The organism is Pseudaminobacter sp. Soil_N_29, from assembly GCF_057656055.1.
The window spans coordinates 489,384-511,590 of the sequence record NZ_JBDGLC010000001.1 but is presented as its reverse complement, the minus strand read 5'-3'; the positions used below and the strand labels follow the sequence as shown (position 1 = coordinate 511,590).

Below are 22,207 nucleotides of genomic sequence, written 5' to 3'. Positions count from 1 at the left end.
CGGAGCGGACCCGCTACGGTAGCGGGGTGATGCGTTCGAAGGCAGCGTCGACTTCGGCTGCGAGCAACTGGCGGACGAATTCGGGCACGATCTCCGTCGCCCGGCCATAGATGGCTTCGCCGAAGCTGGAATGGCCTTCCGAGGGTTCGAGATTGAGCTCAACCGTATGTGCGCCGGCTGCGTTCGCCTGCTCGACGAAGCCGGCTGCCGGGTAGACATTGCCGCTGGTGCCGATGGAGACGAACAGGTCGCAGGTGGCGAGCGCGGCTTCGATCCTATCCATGTGGTAGGGCATCTCGCCGAACCAGACGACGTCGACGCGCATGCGGCCGACGGTGCTGCAATGCGGGCATTGCGAATTGATCGACATGTCGCCCGACCAGCGGCTGCGCGCGCCGCAGGCCTCGCACAGCGCGGTGTTGATCTCGCCATGGATGTGCGCAAGCTTGCGCGAGCCGGCGCTCTCGTGCAGGTCGTCAATGTTCTGCGTGACCAGGAGGAACGAGCCGCCGAAAACGGCTTCGAGGCGCGCCAGCGCCCTGTGCGCCGCATTCGGCTGCACGCGCAGCAGGCCACGCCGGCGCTGGTTGTAGAAGTCGTGGACCCTGGCCGGGTTGCGGGCAAATCCTTCGGGCGTGGCCACGTCGCGATAATCGACCTTGGACCAGATGCCGCCGCTGTCGCGGAAGGTATCAATACCGGACTCGGCGGAGACGCCGGCTCCGGTGAGGATGACGATCCGCTCGAACGACAAGATCAGGCCCGCGTTCCGCCGACGGTCATCTGGTTCATGCGCAGATGCGGCTGGCCGACGCCCACCGGAACGCCCTGGCCGTTCTTGCCGCACATGCCGATGCCGGGGTCGAGCTTCATGTCGTTGCCGACCATGGCGATGCGGTGCATGGCATCGGGGCCGTTGCCGATAAGCATGGCGCCCTTGATCGGCTGTGTGACCTTGCCGTCCTCGATCATGTAGGCCTCGGTGCAGCCGAACACGAATTTTCCGGAGGTGATGTCGACCTGGCCGCCGCCGAAGGACACGGCGTAGATGCCGTTCTTGACCGAGGAGATGATTTCCTCCGGCGTCATGTCGCCGCCGGTCATGTAGGTGTTCGTCATGCGCGGCATGGGCTGGTGGGCGTAGGATTCGCGCCGGCCGTTGCCGGTGGCGGCAACGCCCATCAGGCGCGCATTCTGCCGGTCCTGCATGTAGCCGACCAGCTTGCCGTCCTCGATCAGCACGTTGCGGGCGCTGGGCGTGCCTTCGTCGTCGACGGTGATGGAGCCGCGGCGCTCGGCAATCGTGCCGTCGTCGACGACGGTTACGCCCTTGGCTGCCACCTGCTGGCCCATCAGGCCGGCAAATGCGGAGGTCTTCTTGCGGTTGAAGTCGCCCTCCAGCCCGTGGCCGACGGCCTCGTGCAGCATCACGCCCGGCCAGCCGCTGGACAGCACGATGTCGAACGTGCCGGCGGGGGCGGGGACGGCGCGAAGGTTGACCAGTGCCTGGCGCAGCGCCTCGTCGGCGGCGAACTGCCAGCTGTCTTCGGCCAGGAATTCGCCAAACCCCTTGCGGCCGCCCATTCCGTAGGAGCCGGTCTCCTGGCGGTCGCCTTCGCCGACCACGACGGAGACGTTCATGCGCACAAGCGGGCGTACGTCGCGCACCATCTGGCCGTCGGCGCGCATGATCTCGACATGCTGCCAGGAAGAGGTGAGGGCGGCGGTGACCTGACGCACACGCGGGTCCTTGGCGCGCAGCCAGGCGTCGATCTCCTGCAGAAGCTTGGCCTTGGCCTCGAAGCTGGGCGAGGGGATCGGGTTCTCCTCACTATAAAGATGCCGATTGGTGCGCGCGGGGGCCGCGGCAAGCGTGCCGGAATAGCCACCCTTGACCGCCGAAACGGCGTCGGCCGCGCGGCGCAGCGATGCTTCCGACAATTCGCTGGAATGGGCGTAGCCCGTGGCCTCGCCGGCAACCGCGCGAAGGCCAAAGCCTTGATCAGTGTTGAAATTGGCGGTCTTCAGGCGGCCGTTGTCGAACATCAGCGACTCGCTCTCGCGATATTCGAGAAACAGCTCGCCGTCGTCCGTGCCGCCAATGGTTTCGCCGACGATGCGGCGGATCTGGTCTTCGGAGATGTCGAATTGGCCGAGAAGGCTGTTCATGGCGCGTTCGCCTCGCTTGCGAGATGGCAGTCGACCCACGATGTAGGCGCGCCGATGGCTTTCGGCAATGCGAATTGCCGGTTCAATGAAAAAGGGGCGCGATTTGCGCCCCTTCATGCTGCCGGACCTGTCGCCGAAATCAGGGCAGCGCGGCAAATCCTTCGCCAAAGCCCTTGAGGTCGACCGGGATGCCGACGCCTTCTTCCGGCGTTTGGAAGACGATGAAGGTGGCCGAGGTGCCGGTCTTCAGCGTGTCGAGAAGCGGCTTTTCAAGGATGACCTCGGCATAGCAGCCGTCGCCGAAGCAGCGCACGAAGTAGGCGCGGCCAATGTCCTTGCCATCGATGTTGAGGCCGAGGCCGTTGGGCAGAAGGACGCCCAGCGGCGCCAGGACGCGCAGGATTTCGGCCTTGTTGTCAGCCGTGCGCAGCACCACCACGGAAAGGCCGATCTCAGGCCGGTCCTCGGCGATGACGTTCTGCATCATCACGCATTGCTCGGCTGTGGCGCCTGCCGGCGTGTCGCAGATAATCGACCAGGCGCCATGGGTGGAGCGCACCGAGCCACCCTGCGGCTGGGAAGGCTTTGCCTGAGGCTGCCCGGCCGGCTGTTCCTGGGCGCCTGCCGACATGGCGAAGCCAGCGAGCGTGGCAAACAGAAAGAACTTCGCCAAGTTTCCCGAAAGGCGAGGGATCATGATGGCTCCATTGCGAATCGCACGACACCGAGCGTGACAACTAAAACTATACGGCAACAGGATGGCCGAACCAACCAATTGCGCCGTTTCGGGCGTCTTTGCAGCCAGTTGGCTGAGGGAGGGGAAAGGGTGGTGCTTTCCAAAAGATCAGCATAGAGGCTGTGAACAAGTCTTGGAAGCGGGGACTTCCACGCCCTTGCGCGCAAAAATGCCGCACGGGTTCTTGTGCTCCTTTCTTGCGGTCGGAAAGAGAGTATGGTTTGAACCCACTTTAGGACCATCGGGATTCCCCGTCCCGATGCGCTTTATCATTCGTGCGGACGTAAGCACGAAATTGGGAGACAAAGAGGGCGATGAAAAAAATTCTTGCAAGTGCTGGCGCCGCGGCAGCTTTTTTCGCCACCGCCGCGGCTTACGCGGCGCAGCCGACGCCTTGGCAGACCGGGTTCCAGCCTGCCGCCACGGGTATCATGGAGCAGATCGCGTGGTTTGAGCAGTACACCCTGTGGTTCATTGTGCCGATCACGTTGTTGGTGCTGCTGCTGCTGCTGTACTGCGTCCTGCGTTTCCGCGCGGGTGCGAACCCGGTTCCGTCGCGCACGAGCCACAACACGCTGATCGAGGTCATCTGGACCGTCGGTCCGGTTGTCGCTCTGCTGTTCATCGCTGTTCCCTCGTTTCAGTTGCTGACCGCGCAGTATTCGCCGGGCGAAGAGGCCAAGGTGACGGTCAAGGCGACCGGCAACCAGTGGAACTGGGACTACGAGTATCAGACTGACGAGCCTTTCTCCTTCAACTCGGCCATGCTGGCCGACGCCGACCGCGCCGCGGAAGGCAAGGAGGATCTGGCTGTCTATCCGCGTCTTCTCGCGGTCGACAACGAGATCGTCGTGCCTGTCGACACGATGGTTCGTGTTCTCGTGACCGCCAGCGACGTGATCCATGCCTTCGCCATGCCGGCTTTCGGCGTGAAGACGGACGCCGTGCCGGGTCGTATCAACGAGATCTGGTTCAAGGCGAAGAAGGAAGGCCTGTATTACGGCCAGTGCTCCGAGCTTTGCGGCAAGGACCACGCCTTCATGCCGATCGCCGTGCGCGTCGTTTCGGACAAGCAGTACGAGACCTGGGCTGCGCAGGCCAAGACCGATTTGAGCGGTGCCAACAAGGCGCTGATGGCTGAGATTGAATCCACTGCAAAGGTGGCGGCCGCCGGCAATTGATGCTGCGTCCGAATAGAAATTAGGAATGGAGCGGAACATGGCAGGCGCTGCAGTTCACGACATCCACGATCACAAGCCGCGTGGCTTGGTTCGCTGGTTGTATTCGACCAACCATAAAGACATCGGCACCCTCTACCTGATCTTTGCGATCTTCGCCGGCATCATCGGCGGCTTCATGTCGGTGATGATCCGCTGGGAGCTGGCCGAGCCGGGTATCCAGATTTTCCACGGCCTCGCGTCGATGGTCTATGGCGTCGAGGGGGATGCCGCGATCGACTCCGGCAAGCACATGTTCAATGTGTTCACCACCATGCACGGCCTCATCATGATCTTCTTCATGGTTATGCCCGCGCTGATCGGTGGCTTCGCCAACTGGATGGTTCCGATCATGATCGGTGCGCCGGACATGGCGTTCCCGCGCATGAACAACATCTCGTTCTGGCTGCTGGTTCCTGCCTTCATCCTGCTCCTGATGTCGTTCTTCGTCCCCGGCCCGGCCGGCGGATGGGGTGTCGGCGGCGGCTGGACGATGTATCCGCCCTTCGCGACGTCGGGCCAGCCCGGCCCCGCGATGGACCTGGCGATCCTTTCGGTTCACATCGCCGGTGCTTCGTCGATCCTGGGTGCGATCAACTTCATCACCACCATCTTCAACATGCGCGCTCCCGGCATGACGCTGCACAAGATGCCGCTGTTTGCCTGGGCCGTGCTGATCACCGCGTTCCTGCTGCTGCTGTCGCTGCCGGTTCTGGCTGGTGGCATCACCATGCTGCTGACCGACCGCAACTTCGGCACCGCGTTCTTCTCTCCGGAAGGCGGCGGCGACCCGATCCTGTACCAGCACCTGTTCTGGTTCTTCGGTCACCCGGAAGTCTACATTCTGATTCTGCCGGGCTTCGGCATCGTCAGCCACATCATCGCGACCTTCTCGCGCAAGCCGATCTTCGGCTACCTAGGCATGGCCTACGCCATGGTGGCGATCGGTGCGGTCGGCTTCATCGTGTGGGCTCACCACATGTACACCACCGGCCTGTCGCTCGACACGCAGCGCTACTTCGTGTTCGCCACGATGGTAATTGCGGTGCCGACCGGCGTGAAGATCTTCTCGTGGATCGCCACGATGTGGGGCGGCTCGATCTCCTTCAAGGCGCCCATGCTGTGGTCGATCGGCTTCATCTTCATGTTCACCGTCGGCGGCATGACCGGCGTGCAGTTGGCCAATGCCGGCCTCGACCGCTCGCTGCATGACACCTACTACGTCGTGGCGCACTTCCACTACGTGCTGTCGCTGGGTGCCGTGTTCGCCATCTTCGCGGCCTGGTACTACTGGTTCCCGAAGATGACCGGCTACATGTACTCGCCGGTGATCGCCAACACCCACTTCTGGATCACGTTCATCGGCGTGAACCTGATCTTCTTCCCGCAGCACTTCCTGGGTCTGGCCGGCATGCCGCGCCGCTACATCGACTATCCGGATGCGTTCGCGGGCTGGAACCAGGTGTCGTCTTACGGCTCCTATATCTCGGCCTTCGCCTTCCTGGTCTTCCTGTTCGGCGTGTTCGAGGCTTTCGCCAAGAAGCGCGTGGCCGGGGCCAATCCGTGGGGCGAAGGTGCGACCACGCTGGAATGGCAGCTTTCTTCGCCGCCGCCGTTCCACCAGTGGGAAGAACTGCCGCGCATCAAGTAAGAAGCGCATGACAAACGCGAAACCGCCGGTCGCCGGCGGTTTCGACAAACAGAAATGGACCCGGTTGGTATGGCCCTGGTTGAAAAGAGCACGTTGCACGATGGTGGTTTCCGCATGTCGGAAGCCACGGCCGGCGATTTCATCGCGCTGCTGAAGCCGCGCGTGATGTCGCTCGTCGTGTTCACCGCCTTTGTCGGCCTGATGGCCGCCCCGGTGTCCATAAATCCGTTCATCGCCGTCGTGGCCATACTGGCCATCGCGATCGGGGCAGGGGCCTCGGGCGCGCTGAACATGTGGTACGACGCCGATATCGACGCAGTCATGACGCGCACCGCCAAGCGGCCGGTGCCGTCTGGCCGCGTGCTGCCCGGCGAAGCGCTGGGCTTCGGTGTCATTCTCTCGTTATTGTCGGTGCTGACGCTGGGCGTGCTGGTCAACTGGGTTTCGGCCGCGCTTCTCGCCTTCACCATCTTCTTCTATGCGGTGGTCTACACGATCTGGCTGAAGCGCTGGACGCCGCAGAACATCGTCATCGGCGGCGCCGCCGGCGCCTTCCCGCCGATTGTCGGCTGGGCGGCCGCAACCGGCTCGATCAGCCTCGAAAGCGTCATTCTTTTCCTGATCATCTTCCTGTGGACCCCGCCGCACTTCTGGGCGCTGGCGTTGTTCAAGTCGGAAGACTACAGCCGCGCCGGCGTGCCCATGATGCCGAATGTGGCGGGTGCTGCCTCGACGCGCCGGCAGATCTTCGCCTATACGCTTCTGACCGCCCCCGTGGGCGTCCTGCCCTGGCTGCTCGGCTATACCTCCGTTGCCTACGGTGTCGTGGCGATCGCGCTCGGCCTCGGCTTTATCTGGTATGCCTGGAAAGTGCTGCTCATGCCTGACAGCGACCGGACCATGAAGCCCGCCAAGGCGATGTTCGGCTATTCGCTGCTCTACCTGTTCGGCATCTTCGCCGCCTATCTCGCGGACAGTATCGTCGAGCGCTTGCTCGCGATGCCAGGAGTATAGCCATGACAGAACCTGAAATGGTCACCCTCACCGAAAGCCAGCGCAAGGCGCGTCGCAGCCGCTCGATCGCGATCGGGCTCGGGCTTGCCCTTCTGGTGGTCATCTTCTACGTCGCAACGATCATCAAGTTTGGTCCGGCGATTCTGGACCGTACGTTTTGAGGGTCGCCATGAACCGTGACAACGTGACGACAACCGATCAGAAGACGCAAAGCTCCAACAAGCGGGTCGCTGGCATCTGCCTGGCATTCATCGCCGGCATGGTGGGCATGTCCTATGCGGCCGTGCCGCTCTACTCGATGTTCTGCCGCGTGACCGGTTATGGCGGCACGACGCAGCGTGTCGACCAGTATTCAGACCGGGTGCTGGACCAGAAGGTGACCGTCCGGTTCGACGCAAACACGGCGGGCGGGCTGCCGTGGTCGTTCAAGCCGGTGGCGCGCGAGATCTCCATCAAGATCGGCGAGACCGCGCAGGCGCACTACACGGCAACCAACAGCTTCGATGTGCCGACCGCCGGCCGCGCGACTTTCAACGTCACGCCCGAACTGGCGGGCGCCTATTTCAACAAGGTGGAGTGCTTCTGCTTCACCGACACGACCTTGAAGCCCGGCGAAACGCTGGACATGCCGGTGGTCTTCTACGTCGATCCCGACATCGTCAACGTGCCGGAACTGAAGGACGTGAAGACGATCACCCTTTCTTACACTTTCTTCCCGATTGAGGGGGCAAAGCCGATGGCCAACGCGCCGCAGGCCGGATACCTCAAGACAAACGAAAACACCGACGGAAACCTCGGGGGCTGAGATGGCTGACGCGCATTCCAAACCACAACACGACTATCACATCATAGATCCTAGCCCGTGGCCCCTGCTGGGCTCCATCGGCGCTCTCGTCATGGCCATTGGCGGCGTCGCCTGGATGCAGGCCATGAAGCAGGGCAGCTTCCCGTTCCTGGGCCTCGACCTGGCACATGCCAGGTACTGGGTCTTTGCGGTGGGCGTGCTCATCGTTCTCTACACCATGTATGCGTGGTGGTCGGACACGGTGAAGGAAGCGCATGAGGGACACCACACCCGCGTGGTTTCGCTGCACCTGCGCTATGGCATGATCATGTTCATCGCCTCCGAGGTGATGTTCTTCGTCGCCTGGTTCTGGGCGTTCTTTGACGCCAGCCTCTTCCCGGCCGAGACCGAGCAATACGCTCGCGCCGCCTACACCGGGGGCATCTGGCCGCCGAAGGGCATCGAGGTTCTCGATCCTTTCCACCTGCCGCTCTACAACACCATCATCCTGCTGCTGTCGGGCACGGCCGTTACCTGGGCTCACCACGCCCTGCTGCACAACGACCGCAAGGGTCTGGTGAACGGCCTGGCAATCACGGTTGGACTTGGCGTGCTCTTCACCTTCGTGCAGGCATACGAATACATGCACGCGCCGTTCAACTTCCACGACTCGATCTACGGCGCGACCTTCTTCATGGCCACGGGCTTCCATGGCTTCCACGTGATCATCGGCACGATCTTCCTGCTGGTGTGCCTGCTGCGTGCGATGCGCGGCGACTTCACGCCGAAGCAGCATTTCGGCCTTGAGGCTGCCGCCTGGTACTGGCACTTCGTTGACGTGGTGTGGCTGTTCCTGTTCGCCAGCATCTACGTCTGGGCGTCGGTTGGCGCGACGATTGCCCACTAAGGCGCAATGATCTGATAAAAGGAAAGGCGGTCGTGGCCACACGGCCGCCTTTTCCATTTCTCGGGCCCCCGCGTCGCGGTGGCCGAAACGGAGACCCTACATGACGCAGCCCCAGCACGACGATCAGGCGCTCTGGCCGCCGGTGGAGCCGTTCTCCGCTGGCCTGCGTGGGTGCTGCCCGCGCTGCGGCGAAGGCAGGCTCTTCTCCGGCTTCCTGACGGTCGCGCCGCGCTGCGGCACCTGCCGGCTGGACTATTCCTTTGCCGACGCCGGCGATGGGCCAGCGGTGTTCGTCATTCTCATCATCGGCTTCATTGTGGTGGCGCTGGCGCTGTGGATGGAGGTTGCGCTCAATCCGCCGCTGTGGGTGCATTTCCTGCTATGGGTACCGCTGACGCTGGCGCTCGGCCTGACTGCGCTGCGGCTGATCAAGGGAATTCTGATCACGCTGCAATACCGCAACAAGGCAGCCGAAGGGCGCCTGGAGCATCCGCGATGAGCAAGCAAGCCGATCTTTCGACGGGGCGCAAGGCGCCGGCACGCTGGCCCGCTTTGGTGCTGGGGGTTATCGGCCTGGCGGTGCTGCTCGGGCTCGGAACCTGGCAGGTGCAGCGGCTGCAGTGGAAGGAAGGTTTGATCGCCACCATCGCCGAGCGGGTGCATTTGCCGCCGCTGCCGCTTGCCGACGCCGAGGCGAAGTTCGCGTCGACCGGCGACATCGACTACTGGCCGGTGACGGTGAGCGGCGAGTTCCAGCACCAGGCCGAAAGGCACTTCTTCGCCACCCATGATGGCCGCTCGGGCTTCTTCGTCTATACGCCCCTGATGCTGGCAGACGGCCGCTACGTGTTCGTCAACCGGGGTTTTGTCCCCTACGAGATGAAAGACGCGGCGACCAGGCCGCAGGGCCAGGTTGCCGGCACGGTCACGGTCAACGGCCTGGCCCGCAACCCGCTGACGGAAAAGCCCTCAGCGCTGATCCCGGACAACGACACGGCCAAGAACATCTTTTACTGGAAGGACCTCGGCGCCATGACGGCGACGGCGGGGCTGCCGCCGCAGGCGAAGGTGCTTCCCTTCTTCATCGACGCCGACAAGGCGCCCAACCCGGGCGGAATGCCGATCGGCGGTGTAACGATCATCGACCTGCCCAACAACCACCTGCAATACGCCGTGACCTGGTATGGCCTGGCGGCGGCGTTGGCCGGTGTGCTGGGCGCGTGGCTGTGGCGCTCGCGCCGGGGCGGGCGGGCGTGACGGCCAGCCGCCCTTGACAGAAGCACGGTGCAGACCTCATTTCGACATCGTTGAAACAGACCGGACATCATGCCTGATATTTCTTCCAACAAGCCGCCCCTGACGCTCCTGCTCTGCCAGCCGCGGGGGTTCTGTGCCGGCGTCGAGCGCGCCATCCACATCGTGGTGCTTGCGCTGAAGAAGTATGGCGCGCCGGTCTATGTGCGCCATGAGATCGTACACAACCGCTTCGTCGTGGAAGGGCTGCAGAATCTCGGCGCGGTCTTCATCGAGGAACTGCACGAGATTCCGGCCGAGCATCGCGACGCGCCGGTGGTGTTCTCGGCGCACGGCGTGCCGAAGTCGGTGCCTGCCGACGCGCAGGCGCGCCAGCTTTTTTATCTGGACGCCACCTGTCCGCTGGTTTCGAAGGTGCACAAGCAGGCCATGCGCCACCAGCGGCTCGGCCGCCATGTGCTGCTGATCGGCCATTCCGGACATCCGGAGGTCATCGGCACGATGGGCCAGTTGCCGGAAGGCTCGGTGACGCTGATCGAGACTGAAGCCGATGTGGCAGCCTTCGAGCCATCCGATCCAGAGGCGCTGGGCTTCGTGACCCAGACAACACTTTCGGTGGAAGACACTGCCGGCCTGATCCGCGCGCTGGAGACGAAGTTCCCATCCATCAAGGCGCCGGCGGCCGAATCGATCTGCTACGCCACCACCAACCGCCAGGAGGCGGTGAAGCAGGCGGCACCTGACGCCGACCTGTTCCTGGTGGTCGGAGCGCCCAACTCGTCCAATTCCAAGCGGCTCGTGGAAGTGGCCGAACGTGCCGGCGCGAAGATGTCGCTTCTGGTCCAGCGTGCGTCCGAGATTCCATGGGATGACATTCCCCATATTTCGACACTAGGCCTCTCGGCGGGGGCATCCGCGCCGGAGATCGTCGTCGACGAGATCATCAATGCCTTCCGCGAGCGGTTCGACGTGTCGGTCGAACTGGCGGTGACGGCAACGGAAACGGAGCATTTCCCGGTCATGAGCGCATTGCGCGATGTCGAACTGGCGCCGTCGGACATGGCGTTCCTGAACGGGAACGCGTGATGGCGGTCTATACGGACGTTTCCGAGAGCGAACTCGGGGCCTTTCTCCAAAACTATTCGATAGGCGATCTGCTTTCCTACAAGGGAATCGCGGAAGGCTCGGAGAATTCCAACTTCCTGCTTCACACCACCAGCGGGTCCTACATCCTGACCCTTTACGAGAAGCGTGTCGACGAATCCGACCTGCCGTTCTTCCTTGGCCTGATGGAGCACCTGGCGCGCAAGGGCATATCCTGCCCGCTGCCGGTTCATCGCCGCGACGGCAGCGTGACTGGCATGCTGGCCGGGCGCACGGCCGCTGTGATCACTTTCCTGGAAGGGATGTGGATGCGCCGGCCCACGGTGGCGCATTGCCGCGAGGTGGGCAAGGCGCTGGCGAGCCTGCATGTTGCCGGCATGGACTTTCCCATGTCGCGCCCCAACGCGCTCGACATTGCCGGCTGGCGCAAGCTGTGGGCGGGCTCGCACGACCGCGCCGACGAGGTGGAGCCGGGCCTGGCGGAAGAGGTCGATGGCGACTTCGCCGAATTCGAACGCAACTGGCCGAAGGACCTGCCATCGGGCATCATCCATGCCGACCTGTTCCCGGACAATGTGTTTTTCCTGGGCGACCGGCTGTCGGGCCTGATCGACTTCTATTTCGCCTGCAACGATATCTATGCCTATGACTTGGCGACCTGCCTGAACGCCTGGTGCTTCGAGAAGGACAATTCCTACAACCTGACCAAGAGCACGGCGTTGCTGGCCGGCTACCAGTCCGTGCGGCCGCTGAGCGAAGCCGAAAAGTCGGCGATGCCGATACTGGCGCGCGGCTCTGCGTTGCGCTTCATGCTGACCAGGCTCTACGACTGGCTGACGATACCGGACGGGGCGCTGGTGCAGAAGCGCGACCCCATGGAGTTCATCCGCCGCGTGCGCTTCCATCGGCAGATCACCTCGGCTTCGGAGTACGGCCTGAAATGAAGACGGTCGAGATATTCACGGACGGCGCCTGCTCGGGCAATCCGGGGCCCGGCGGCTGGGGTGCGATCCTGCGTTTCAACGGCGTGACCAAGGAGCTTTCCGGCGGCGAAGCCCAGACCACCAACAATCGCATGGAATTGCTGGCGGCAATCTCGGCGCTGAACGCGCTGAAGGAGCCCTGCACGGTGGAGCTTCACACAGACAGCAAATACGTCATGGACGGCATTTCCAAGTGGATCCATGGCTGGAAGAAGAACGGCTGGAAGACGGCGGACAAGAAGCCGGTGAAGAATGGCGAGCTGTGGCAGGCGCTGGACGAGGCCAACAGGCGCCACAAGGTGACCTGGAACTGGGTGAAGGGCCATGCCGGCCACCCGGAAAACGAACGCGCCGACGAACTGGCACGCATGGGCATGGCGCCGTTCAAGAAGTAGCCACCTGCCTCGCGGGGCACGGTGGCGAGCAAGGCGCGCGCGGCAAGGGCCGACGCGCGCCCGAAACCGTCAGAGCTGCTCGAGCAGCTTGGCAGCGCCCGACTCGACGGCTTGACCCGGCGCATCCTCGACATTGAGCGCGGTCACCTTGCCGTCCTCCACGATCATGGAAAAGCGCTTCGAGCGCGTGCCGAGCCCGCCTGCGCTGAGATCCATGTCCAAACCGGCCGCGCGCACGAAATCGGCGTTGCCATCGGCCAGGAAGAGGATCTTGCCATTGCTTTCGGTGGCGCGGGCCCAGGCGTCCATGACGAAATGATCGTTCACCGCCACGACGGCGATGGTATCGACTCCGCGCGCGATGATTGCGTCGTGGTTTTCCAGATAGCCGGGCAGGTGGTTGTTGCTGCAGGTGGGGGTAAAGGCGCCCGGCACGCCGAACAGCACCACCTTCTTGCCGCCGAAGATTTCGGCGGTGGTGAGGCTCTTGGCGCCGTCGGCGGTGACGGTCTTGAAGGTGGCTTCCGGCAGTTTGTCGCCAACGGTGATCATGCTTGCACTCCCTGATCGTGATTGATCGCCATCTTTGGGTAACGGCATATTGCTCGAGAGACAATCACGGAGCCGGCGGCATCGGCAGAGCCGTGTGGGTAACTCTCAAGGGTAGGGGAGAATGCCGCTGACCGCGCCTCGGTCGGTGACCAGCGTGTAGTGCAGGCCGCCGGCGGCGGGGTTGAGGGCGGGGCGGTCGAGCACTTCGACGGAGAAGACGGTCTTGCCATTCTTCTCGTTGCGCTTGGGAGCCGCAAAGACGTAGCCGTCGTCGCCCGCCAGGAAGAGCTCGGCAGAAGCGGCTCCGAAAGGCAGGTCAGCGGCCACGAGCAGGGTCTTGTCGTCTTGCCCGACGATGGTTGCTCCGAAGTCGGACCGCGCAGCCATCGGCAGGGCCTGGATGGCCCTTGCGACGCTGGTGGCGTCGGCCAGATCGTCGGGCGCGCTTGCGGGGTCAAGCGTGAAGTTCGCGTGGACGGGGATGCAGATCGCCTCGCATATGCCGAGGAACACATCGGCGGAAATCACTGCCGGTTTGTCCGGCGAGGCGATGTGGAACGTGATCGGCAGCGCAATGGAGCGATCATAGCCGGCCCAGAGCGAATAGCCGTCGTCATGGCGCTGCGGCGCCGGAAAGCTGACCTCCGCGCCGGAAACATTTGTGCTGCCGGTGATGTTCAGCGATGGCGGCACGCCGGCATCGCCGGGATCGCGCCAATAGGTCTTCCAGCCCGGATCGAGATGGATGTCGAGTACGCCCTTGAGGCGCCCTTGCGCATCCGGCATGCCGGTGGTGACCAGCCTTATGCGGCCGCCCTGCGCCTCGAACCAGTCGGTGGACGATGAGTAAGCGGGGCCGCTCCACGCTGCGGCGACAACGAGAGCGAGTGCTGCGGCTGTGACGTGCTTCATGGCTACGGTTTGCCCCGGCCGGGAGGGTTTCGCAACACGAGGGCTGGTGTAGCAGATATCATTTTTGCGTGAAGCCATGCGAATCCCCGTGCCTCGGTTCGCGCATCTCGTATCTTTCAAGTGTGGCGAAAACGGACTAGGTTTTTCCAATGGACATTCCGAACCAGAAAAAGACCAGCCGAGGCTTTCTCGATGACCAGTTCCTGATTGCCATGCCGGGCATGAAGGACGAGCGGTTTGCGCGCTCCGTGATCTATATCTGCGCCCACTCGGAAGAGGGGGCCATGGGGCTCATTATCAACCAAAGCCAGGAGCTGCTGTTCCCCGACCTGCTCGTGCAGCTTGGCATATTGGACGAGCAGGAGGCGATCCGCCTGCCTTCGCCGGCGCGCGATATCGTGGTGCGCAATGGCGGCCCGGTCGACCGCAGCCGCGGTTTCGTGCTTCACAGCGACGATTACAGGGTTGAATCCTCGCTGCCGATTTCGGACAGCGTTTGCCTGACGGCGACAGTGGACATTTTGCGCGCGATATCGATCGGGCGCGGACCGCGCCAGGCGCTGATGGCCCTGGGCTATGCCGGTTGGGCCGCGGGGCAACTGGAAAACGAGATCGCACAGAACGGCTGGCTGACCTGCCCCGCCAAGCCGGAGTTCCTGTTCGACGCCGACATCGACCGCAAATACGACCGGCTGCTGGCTTCGCTCGGGGTGGACCTGGCCCATCTGAGCAGCGACGCCGGGCACGCCTGAAGCCAACCTAGGCTGCGTGTGACCAACCGGCCGTATGAATGAACCCGGCCGGCGCTGCACACCCGGTCAGGTCTGGGCCAGCGGGTATTGCTCCTTCAGCAGCTTGAGCACGGCGTCGCCGTTGATCGGCGTGCCGAACATGAAGCTCTGCACATATTCGCAGCCCATCTGCCTGAGCTGCAGGGCGTCGCTTTCGTCCGATATGCCCTCGGCCACCACCGACATGCCCAGCTCGTGGGCCATGTTGACCATCGATCTCAGGAGCACGTCGCGCTTGGGCGACGAATCGTCGAGGAAGCTCTTGTCGATCTTGATCGTGTCGAAGGGGAAGCGCGTCAGATAGGACAGCGACGAGTAGCCGGTGCCGAAATCATCGAGCGACAGGCCGATGCCGAGCTGCTTCAATTTGTTGAGCACATGCGCGCTCTGCTCCGGATTGTCCATGACCAGTGATTCGGTCAGTTCCAGCCGGAAGCAGCGCGCCTTCAGATTGGCGCGGGCGATGACGGAGCGCACGTCGCTGACAAGATCGCGGCGGATGAGCTGGCGGCTGGACAGGTTGACCGAGACCGACAGCGGCGCGTCTCCTATCTGCTTCTGCCAATAGGCGAGGTCCTCGGCCGCGCGCTCCATGGCGAACAGGCCGAGCTGGACGATGAGGCCGCAGCTTTCGGCCACGGGGATGAAATCGGCGGGCGGGATCATGCCGCGGCGCGGATGCTCCCAGCGCAGCAATGCCTCGAAGCCGGCGACGCTGCGGTCTTCCAACCGGACGATCGGCTGATAGGCGAGGGTGAATTCCTTGCGCTCGACAGCGCGGCGCAGGTCCGATTCGAGCTGCAGCCTGTCGGTGCCGACCGAGCGGAAGGCGGGGCGGAAGGGTTCGATGCGGTCGCCGCCGAAACGCTTGGCCTGCAGCATGGCAAGCTCGGCGTCCTTGACCATGTCGTCGGCGGATGCCTGCGATGGCGTCCAGGTGATCAGGCCGACGGAAGCGGTGAGCACGATCTCGCGCTTGGCGAAGGTAATCGGCGAGCCGATCGCCTGCTTGATGGCATCGGCCACGGCGGCGATCCGCGCCGGGTCCTGTTCCGACAACAGCATCAGCGCGAACTGATCGCCGGCGAAGCGCGACAGCGAATCCTTGGGCTTGAGCAGACGGTGCAGCCGCCGTGCAATCGTGAGCAGGATGGTGTCGCCGGCGGAGATGCCGAGACCGTCGTTGACGTGCTTGAAGCGGTCGATGTCGATGACGAAGACCGTTGGGCGGATGTTGTCCTCGGTCTTGGCGATCGACAGAACCGCTTCGAGCCGGTTCATGAACAGCTCGCGATTGGGCAGGCCGGTGAGATTGTCGTGCACGGCGTCGTGCAGGAGCCTTTCCTCGGCCTTCTTCTGCTCGGTGATGTCGAGCAGCGTGCCGACGCAGCGAATGACCTCGCCATCCGAGCCGACCACGGGCCGGGCGCGCAGCGCAAACCAGTGATAATGGCCGTCGGCGCCGCGCAGGCGGAAATTCTGCGCCACGCGCCCGCGCCGGTGCTCCAGCACCACGTCGAGCGTGGTGCGGAAGGTGTCGCGGTCGTCGCTGTGGAGCACGGGCAGCCAGTTGCGAGCCGGGCCGCCGAGCGTGTTGGAGGGCAGGCCGAGTTGCAGGCTGACATCTGGCCGCGTCACCACGCGGTCGCGCAGCACGTCCCAATCCCACACGATGTCGCCGGAGCCCGCCACGGCCAGTGCCTGGCGCTCCAGGTCGCTGAACAGGCCCTGGTGCAGCGCGCCGCCGGCAAAGGCGTGCTGCATGACGGTGAAGCCGATGAGCAGAATGATGAGGATAAGGCCGCCGCCCAGCGCCGGTTGCACCACGTCGTTGTCCAGAAGCCCGGTGACCGCCATCCATGAGCCGCAAAGCCAGATCAGCACCATGACCCAGCTGGGGATCAGCATGATGGCGCGGTCGTAGCCGCGAATGCCCAGAAGCACGATGAGGCCGATGCCGCTGATGGCGGTGGCGGCAAAAGACAGGCGCGCGACGCCCGATGCCACGGCCGGGTCGACGACGGCCACGCCGGCGATCAGCACCAGCCCGAGGATCCATGCCAGGGCGCCGTAGCTGAAATGCCCGTGCCAGCGGTTGAGGTTAAGGTAGGCGAAGAGGAACACCACGAGGGTCGCGGCCAGGCTGACCTCGGTGCCGGCGCGCCATATCTGCTCACTGCCGGGAGATATGGACATGATCTTGTTGAGGAAGCCGAAGTCCACGCAGATATAGGCAAGAACCGCCCATGACAGTGCGGCAGTGGCCGGGAACATCGACGTGCCCTTGACCACGAAGAGAATGGTGAGGAACAGCGCAAGCAGCCCGGCGATGCCGATGATGATGCCGCGGAACAGCGTGTAGGAATTGACCGAGTCCTTGTAGGATACCGGGTCCCACAGATAGACCTGCGGCAGCTTGGGCGAGGACAGCTCGGCGATGAAGGTGACGACCGCGCCCGGGTTCAGCGTGACCAGGAACACATCGGCGTCTGGGCTCGGCTGGCGATCCAGCGAGAAGCCTTCACTGGGGGTGATGGCCACGATGCGGCTGGAGCCGAGGTCGGGCCAGAACAGGCCGGAGTTCACAAGGCGGAAGTGCGGCGCCACGATCAGCCTGTCGAGCTGCTGTTCGGTGGTGTTGGCGAGAGCAAAGACCGCCCAGTCGCCGCCGGAGCGGGTGTCGTTGGCTTCCACCTCGATGCGGCGGACGATGCCGTCTGGGCCGGGCGCGGTGGAGACCTGAAAATTCTCGCCCTGATTCCGATAGATTTCCACAGCGCCCGAAAGGTCCAGCGCAATGTCGTCACGGGCGATCTTGATCGGCTCTATGGCGAAGGCGGAGGATGCCGTCCAGAAGACCGCGAATGCCGCGAGAAATATGGCCAACAGGCGTCCGATCCGCAGAGAGTTTGTCAAAATCAGCCCTTTGTCGTGACACCACGCCGATCGCCCGCGATCAAGGCGTAGAGGTAGTGATCCTGCCACTTTCCGTTGATTCTGAGAAAGGAGCGCAACAGTCCTTCACGCTGAAATCCGGCTTTTTCAAGCACGCGGATCGAGCGCTTGTTGCCGGGAATACAGGCGGCTTCGATCCTGTGCAACCTCAGCGTTTCGAAGCCGAAGTCGACGACCAGCAGCAGTGCGTCCAGCATGAGCCCCCTGCCGGCGAAGCGTTCGCCGATCCAGTAGCCGATCTGGCCGCTTTGCGAGACGCCGCGACGAACGTTTCCGAGCGTGATGCCGCCGATCAGCTTGCCGGAGGCATTGTCGAAGATGAAAAAGGCGCTGGCGCTGCCATTGGCGTAGTCCTCGCGGTAGCGGCTGAGCCGCTGGCGCCAGGCCGAGCGCCCGAGCTCGTCAGGCGACCACAGCGGTTCCCACGGCTCCAGAAAAGCGCGGCTTTCCGCCCGCAGCGCGGCCCATTCGCGGTAATCGCCGGGCTGCGGCATGCGAAGGTGCACGCGCTCGCCCTTCAGCGCCGGCATGTCTCGGCGGAGAAAGGGGAGCGCGAACATGGCTTCCGGCGCGGCTTACCCGGCCAGCTTCTGAATGCTGCCGGTGGATTTGGGAAGTGCGTCGCTAATCGCCTCGTAGTGCGGAAGCGTTCCGATGGGGCCGACGGCGGTGACCGTTGGCTTGGTCGAGAAGAGACGTCCCGAAAGGTCGGTCAACCGGTCGACGGTGAGCGCGCCCAGTCGTTCCATCAGCTCTTCCTTGGCGATGGGGCGGCCGAACAGCAAAATCTGCCGCGCGATCTGCGAAGCCCGGCTGGAAGCGCTTTCGGCCGACATGATGAGGCCAGCGCGATATTGCGCGCGCGCCCTGTCGAGCTCTTCCTGGGAAATGCTTTCGCTGGCGCGTTCGAGTTCTTGGATGATGACCGGAACCAGGCGGGCGATGTCTGTCTGCCCGGTGGCGGCATGGACGCCGAAGATACCGGTGTCGGAAAAGCCCCAGTGGAAGGCATAGACCGAATAGCAAAGGCCGCGCTTTTCGCGAACCTCCTGGAACAGGCGGGACGACATGCCTCCGCCGAGGATCATAGACAGGACCTGCGAGGCGTAGAAGTCGCGAACATGATAGGCGCGGCCTTCGAAGCCAAGCACGATCTGGGCGTCCATCAGGTCGCGATGTTCGCGGTAATCGCCGCCGACGTAATTGGCGAATTGCGGCACGATGCCATCGGCCTTGGAGCGGAAGCTGCCGAGCCGCCTTTCGACATCGCGCACGAAGACGTCGTGCTTCACGTCGCCGGCCGCAACGACCACCATCTGCTCGGCCCCGTACTGGCGCTCCATGAAGGCGTGAAGCTGCTGCGAGGTGAAGGACTTTACCGTTTCGGGCGTGCCGAGAATGGAGCGGCCGATGGTCTGGTGGCGGAAGGCCGTCTCGGTGAAATGATCGAACACGACGTCGTCCGGCGTGTCGTGGGCCGCGCCGATCTCCTGCAGGATGACGTGCTGCTCGCGCTCCAGCTCGTCGGGATCGAACTTCGATTCCGTCAGGATGTCGGCAAGGAGATCGAGGCCGAGCGGCACGTCGTCGGCGAGCACGCGGGCGTAGAAGGACGTCGTTTCAACGCTGGTGGCGGCATTGATTTCGCCGCCGACATTCTCGATCTCCGAAGCGATCTGGAAGGCGCTTCGCTTGTTGGTCCCCTTGAACGCCATGTGTTCAAGGAGGTGGGCCATCCCATGCTCGTCGTCGCGTTCGTTTCGGGCCCCGGACTTGACCCAAACACCCATTGCGACGGATTCGATACTTGGAAGGGTCTCGGTGGCTACCGTCAGGCCGTTCGACAGACGGCTTACCTCAACACCCATAAAGATACTCCCTAGAGCGCCGCCCGCGCGTGGCGACCAATGTAATCTTCCACCATTTTCAGGTCGGAGGATAGTATCGTGTACTTTTCCTCCTTTTCCATCAACCCCCCAAGCCAGGCCGGCAGCGCCGGCGTGATGCCGCTGGCTTCCCGCACGGCGTCGGGGAACTTGGCCGGATGGGCAGTGGCAAGCACGACCATCGGCGTGTCGCCGGCATGCTGGCGGGCCACATGCATGGCGGTGGCGGTGTGCGGATCGAGCAGATAGGAGCTCGCGTCCAGCGTCTCGCGAATGGTGGCGGCGGTTTCGGCCATGTCCGAGCGGCCGGCATCGAACTCGCCGCGGATGGCCGCCTGCGTCGGCGCGTCGATCGAGAATGCGCCGGACTGCTTCAGGCCCGCCATGTAGCGCCGAACCTCTCCGGCGTCGCGGCCGGAAGCCTCGAACAGCAGGCGCTCGAAATTCGACGAGACCTGAATGTCCATGGAGGGCGAGGTCGTCACGGTCACGCCGGCGGTGCGGTATTCGCCCGTCGCCAGTGTGCGGGCGAGGATGTCGTTGTCATTGGTGGCGATGACGAGCCGCTCGATCGGCAGGCCCATGCGCTTGGCGGCGTAGCCGGCGAAGATGTCGCCGAAATTGCCCGTCGGCACGGTGAAGGAGACCGGCCTGTCCGGCGCCCCGAGCGAAATCGCCGAGGAGAAGTAGTAGACGATCTGGGCCATGATGCGGGCCCAGTTGATGGAGTTCACGCCCGACAGCGCGATGCGGTCGCGGAAGGCGTGGTCGTTGAACATATCCTTCACCAGGCCCTGGCAATCGTCGAAATTGCCTTCGATGGCCAAGGCGTGGACATTGCCCGCGGTATTCGTCGTCATCTGGCGCTGCTGCACCGGCGAGACGCGGCCATGCGGGAACAGCACGAACATGTCGGTGCGGTCGCGGCCGGCAAAGGCGTCGATGGCAGCACCACCGGTATCGCCCGAAGTGGCGGCGGTGATGGTTGCAAGCTGGCCGCGCTCGGCCAGAACATGGTCCATCAGCCGGGCCAGCATCTGCATGGCCACGTCCTTGAAGGCCAGCGTAGGCCCGTGGAAAAGCTCCAGCACGAAGGTGTTGGCGCCGGTCTGCACCAGCGGGCAGACGGCCTCGTGGCGGAAGGTTGCATAGGCTTCGCGCACGATGCGCTCGAAGGCCGGCGCGGAGATTTCGCCGCCGAGGAAGGGCGTCAGCAGGCGGATGGCGAGGTCGGGGTAGGAAAGGCCGCGCATGGCGCGGATTTCGGCCGCGCTGAACTGCGGCCATTCGCTGGGGATGTACAGCCCGCCGTCGCGCGCCAGCCCGGTCAGGACCGCGTCCGAAAATCCAAGTGCGGGGGCTTCCCCGCGAGTGCTGACATACTGCATCGTCATCCGTCTATTCCGGTCCAGCCGCCGAACTCAAGCTGGGTGGTGAAAAACTGTGTGCCGTCAGTCGCATTTTTGCCGATCGATTGCTATACCACGCGCAACTTTGCGAGAGGGAAGTACGGCATATGACGTTTCTGAAGTTTCGATTGGTTAAAGGTCGTTCTCTGGCCGGGCTTGCGGTTTCGGGCCTGATGATTGCGGTCGCGGGGTGCCAGTCCGGTCAAGGCGGCAGCACGGCGGCGCAGCCGAAGGTTCTCGCCAGCGAGCTTCAGGCCTATTGCCCGCGGGTGACCCTGCGTGAAGGCACAGCCTATTTCAACACTTATGCCAAGGGCGGCCAGGACGATCCGGCCAAGCTGGTCTACCAGGCTTCCATTTCCGATGTGACGCGCAGCTGCAGCCGCGCCGACGGCATGCTCACCCTCAACGTCGCCGCAGCCGGCAGGGTGGTCCCGGGACCGGCCGGGGTGCCGGGCAGCGTCAACATGCCGATCCGCGTCGCCGTGGTGCGCGGCGATGAGTTGCTCTATTCCAAGCTGCACACGGTCCAGGTTGCGGTGCCGGATAGCTCGGCCGCGCAGTTCGTCTTCAACGATCCTAACGTAACCTTCCCGATCCCCACGGAAGCGAGTGTGCAGGTCTTTGTGGGCTACGACGAAGGCCCGCCGGCCAAGAAGAAGTAACGGCCGGGTCACGCGTTTTCCGACCACTCCGACAAGGCGGCGATGACGCCGTGGAAATCCTGCCAGCGGCGGATGACGGTCTCGGCACCGGCTTCCGTCAGCGCATCGGCGTGGCCGGGATAGCTGTGCGAGGCGCCCGTGAAGCCGATGGCACGCATGCCCGCGGCCCGCGCGCCGGCGATGCCGTGGACCGAGTCCTCGATCACGAAGGTGCGCTCCGGGTTGGCGCCTAGAGTTTCGGCGGCATGAAGGAAAACGTCCGGCGCGGGCTTCGGCTTTTTCGACGGGGTTTCCAGCGCCGAGAAGATGCGACCGGAGAATAGCGGCAGCAGCCTGGTCCTCGACAGCGTGATCTCCAGACGCACCATCGCCGAATTGGAGCAGATGCAATAGGGGACGCCAACTGCCGCAACGGCCTGGTGGGCGCCCTCCAGCGCGCGGACTTCCGCCTCGAGGCGGCGGTCGACAAGCTGTTCCGCCTGGTCGATCAACGAGGCCTTCAGTGGAATCTGCGACTGCTCCTCGATGCGCAGCATGATGTCCTTGAAGGTCAGACCGGCGTAGACTTCCGCCAGTTCCTCAGGCGAGATCGGGAAGCCGGCCTCGGTCAGAAGCTCGGCCTCGACACGGGCGGCGATGATTTCTGAATCGACGAGCACGCCGTCGCAATCGAAAATGACGAGATCGGGCTGGGTCATGGCTATCCGGGGAAAACGGGGAGGGCAGGCCGCAAAACGGCATGTGCGGGTTCAGGCCGCTGCATACACCATCAGCACCCGATCCGCAAATTCGCGCCGCATCCCGATCGACAAATCGGCCGCCT

23 protein-coding genes are annotated in these 22,207 nt (G+C 63.7%); 13 read left to right on the top strand and 10 right to left on the bottom strand.

What is annotated here, in order from left to right:
• Positions 1-13: 13 nt before the first annotated feature.
• The 3 genes from AC3A4H_RS02405 to AC3A4H_RS02395 form a co-directional block, all read right to left on the bottom strand.
• Positions 14-754, bottom strand: a complete 741-nt coding sequence (locus AC3A4H_RS02405) for an NAD-dependent deacylase (protein WP_487765258.1) — start codon at positions 752-754, stop codon at positions 14-16.
• 2 nt (positions 755-756) lie between these two features.
• Positions 757-2,169, bottom strand: a complete 1,413-nt coding sequence (gene tldD, locus AC3A4H_RS02400; RefSeq protein WP_487765257.1) for a metalloprotease TldD — start codon at positions 2,167-2,169, stop codon at positions 757-759.
• 139 nt (positions 2,170-2,308) lie between these two features.
• Entirely contained in the window at positions 2,309-2,866 is a 558-nt protein-coding gene (locus tag AC3A4H_RS02395; protein ID WP_487765256.1) for an invasion associated locus B family protein, read from the bottom strand.
• 353 nt (positions 2,867-3,219) lie between these two features.
• Between AC3A4H_RS02395 and coxB the strand changes: the two genes are divergently transcribed.
• The 11 genes from coxB (at position 3,220) to rnhA (ending at position 12,214) form a co-directional block, all read left to right on the top strand.
• Positions 3,220-4,086, top strand: a complete 867-nt coding sequence (gene coxB, locus AC3A4H_RS02390; protein ID WP_487765255.1) for a cytochrome c oxidase subunit II — start codon at positions 3,220-3,222, stop codon at positions 4,084-4,086.
• A gap of 37 nt (positions 4,087-4,123) precedes the next feature.
• Positions 4,124-5,773, top strand: a complete 1,650-nt coding sequence (ctaD, locus tag AC3A4H_RS02385) for a cytochrome c oxidase subunit I (RefSeq protein ID WP_348778190.1) — start codon at positions 4,124-4,126, stop codon at positions 5,771-5,773.
• 69 nt (positions 5,774-5,842) lie between these two features.
• Positions 5,843-6,787, top strand: a complete 945-nt coding sequence (locus tag AC3A4H_RS02380; RefSeq protein WP_487765254.1) for a heme o synthase — start codon at positions 5,843-5,845, stop codon at positions 6,785-6,787.
• A 2-nt stretch (positions 6,788-6,789) separates the two neighbouring features.
• Entirely contained in the window at positions 6,790-6,948 is a 159-nt protein-coding gene (locus AC3A4H_RS02375; RefSeq protein WP_348778192.1) for a hypothetical protein, read from the top strand.
• 8 nt (positions 6,949-6,956) lie between these two features.
• The gene (locus tag AC3A4H_RS02370) at positions 6,957-7,592 is read left to right on the top strand and encodes a cytochrome c oxidase assembly protein (protein WP_487765253.1); all 636 of its coding nucleotides are present in this window, start codon (positions 6,957-6,959) and stop codon (positions 7,590-7,592) included.
• A gap of 1 nt (position 7,593) precedes the next feature.
• Positions 7,594-8,478, top strand: a complete 885-nt coding sequence (locus tag AC3A4H_RS02365; RefSeq protein ID WP_348778194.1) for a cytochrome c oxidase subunit 3 — start codon at positions 7,594-7,596, stop codon at positions 8,476-8,478.
• A 100-nt stretch (positions 8,479-8,578) separates the two neighbouring features.
• Positions 8,579-8,977, top strand: coding sequence for a DUF983 domain-containing protein (locus AC3A4H_RS02360; RefSeq protein ID WP_487765252.1), 399 nt, complete (start codon positions 8,579-8,581; stop codon positions 8,975-8,977).
• Complete coding sequence (locus tag AC3A4H_RS02355; protein WP_487765251.1) at positions 8,974-9,735, top strand: SURF1 family protein; 762 nt, start codon at positions 8,974-8,976, stop codon at positions 9,733-9,735. Before AC3A4H_RS02360 ends, AC3A4H_RS02355 begins: the two co-directional genes overlap by 4 nt.
• A gap of 69 nt (positions 9,736-9,804) precedes the next feature.
• On the top strand, positions 9,805-10,818 hold the full coding sequence (gene ispH, locus AC3A4H_RS02350) for a 4-hydroxy-3-methylbut-2-enyl diphosphate reductase (protein WP_487765250.1): 1,014 nt from the start codon (positions 9,805-9,807) through the stop codon (positions 10,816-10,818).
• A complete protein-coding gene (locus tag AC3A4H_RS02345; protein WP_487765249.1) occupies positions 10,818-11,780 on the top strand; it encodes a homoserine kinase in 963 nt (320 codons plus the stop codon). Before ispH ends, AC3A4H_RS02345 begins: the two co-directional genes overlap by 1 nt.
• On the top strand, positions 11,777-12,214 hold the full coding sequence (gene rnhA / locus AC3A4H_RS02340; protein ID WP_348778199.1) for a ribonuclease HI: 438 nt from the start codon (positions 11,777-11,779) through the stop codon (positions 12,212-12,214). Before AC3A4H_RS02345 ends, rnhA begins: the two co-directional genes overlap by 4 nt.
• A gap of 69 nt (positions 12,215-12,283) precedes the next feature.
• Here the strand turns inward: rnhA and AC3A4H_RS02335 are convergent, their stop codons facing one another.
• Positions 12,284-12,766 (bottom strand): redoxin family protein, encoded by a 483-nt coding sequence (locus AC3A4H_RS02335; protein ID WP_487765248.1) that lies wholly within the window; start codon positions 12,764-12,766, stop codon positions 12,284-12,286.
• A gap of 105 nt (positions 12,767-12,871) precedes the next feature.
• Positions 12,872-13,678 carry a protein-disulfide reductase DsbD domain-containing protein gene (locus AC3A4H_RS02330; protein ID WP_487765247.1) on the bottom strand — a complete coding sequence of 269 codons (807 nt, stop codon included), beginning with the start codon at positions 13,676-13,678 and terminating at the stop codon, positions 12,872-12,874.
• A 149-nt stretch (positions 13,679-13,827) separates the two neighbouring features.
• Here AC3A4H_RS02330 and AC3A4H_RS02325 point away from each other — a divergent pair, with 149 nt between their 5' ends.
• A complete protein-coding gene (locus tag AC3A4H_RS02325; protein WP_487765246.1) occupies positions 13,828-14,430 on the top strand; it encodes a YqgE/AlgH family protein in 603 nt (200 codons plus the stop codon).
• 66 nt (positions 14,431-14,496) lie between these two features.
• On the opposite strand, the gene AC3A4H_RS02320 is transcribed toward AC3A4H_RS02325, so the two are convergent.
• From AC3A4H_RS02320 to thrC, 4 genes are read right to left on the bottom strand one after another with little or no spacing between them, the layout of a single operon-like run.
• Positions 14,497-17,385, bottom strand: coding sequence for an EAL domain-containing protein (locus tag AC3A4H_RS02320; RefSeq protein ID WP_487765245.1), 2,889 nt, complete (start codon positions 17,383-17,385; stop codon positions 14,497-14,499).
• A 2-nt stretch (positions 17,386-17,387) separates the two neighbouring features.
• The gene (locus tag AC3A4H_RS02315) at positions 17,388-17,984 is read right to left on the bottom strand and encodes a GNAT family N-acetyltransferase (protein ID WP_348778204.1); all 597 of its coding nucleotides are present in this window, start codon (positions 17,982-17,984) and stop codon (positions 17,388-17,390) included.
• A 15-nt stretch (positions 17,985-17,999) separates the two neighbouring features.
• Positions 18,000-19,292 carry a M16 family metallopeptidase gene (locus AC3A4H_RS02310; protein ID WP_487765244.1) on the bottom strand — a complete coding sequence of 431 codons (1,293 nt, stop codon included), beginning with the start codon at positions 19,290-19,292 and terminating at the stop codon, positions 18,000-18,002.
• Positions 19,293-19,303: 11 nt separating this feature from the next.
• Positions 19,304-20,698, bottom strand: a complete 1,395-nt coding sequence (gene thrC / locus AC3A4H_RS02305) for a threonine synthase (RefSeq protein ID WP_487765878.1) — start codon at positions 20,696-20,698, stop codon at positions 19,304-19,306.
• Between the two features lie 128 nt (positions 20,699-20,826).
• Here thrC and AC3A4H_RS02300 point away from each other — a divergent pair, with 128 nt between their 5' ends.
• Positions 20,827-21,384: a hypothetical protein gene (locus tag AC3A4H_RS02300; protein WP_487765243.1), complete on the top strand. Its 558-nt coding sequence runs from the start codon at positions 20,827-20,829 to the stop codon at positions 21,382-21,384.
• A gap of 8 nt (positions 21,385-21,392) precedes the next feature.
• On the opposite strand, the gene AC3A4H_RS02295 is transcribed toward AC3A4H_RS02300, so the two are convergent.
• On the bottom strand, positions 21,393-22,082 hold the full coding sequence (locus AC3A4H_RS02295) for an HAD-IA family hydrolase (protein ID WP_487765242.1): 690 nt from the start codon (positions 22,080-22,082) through the stop codon (positions 21,393-21,395).
• Positions 22,083-22,207: the final 125 nt, after the last annotated feature.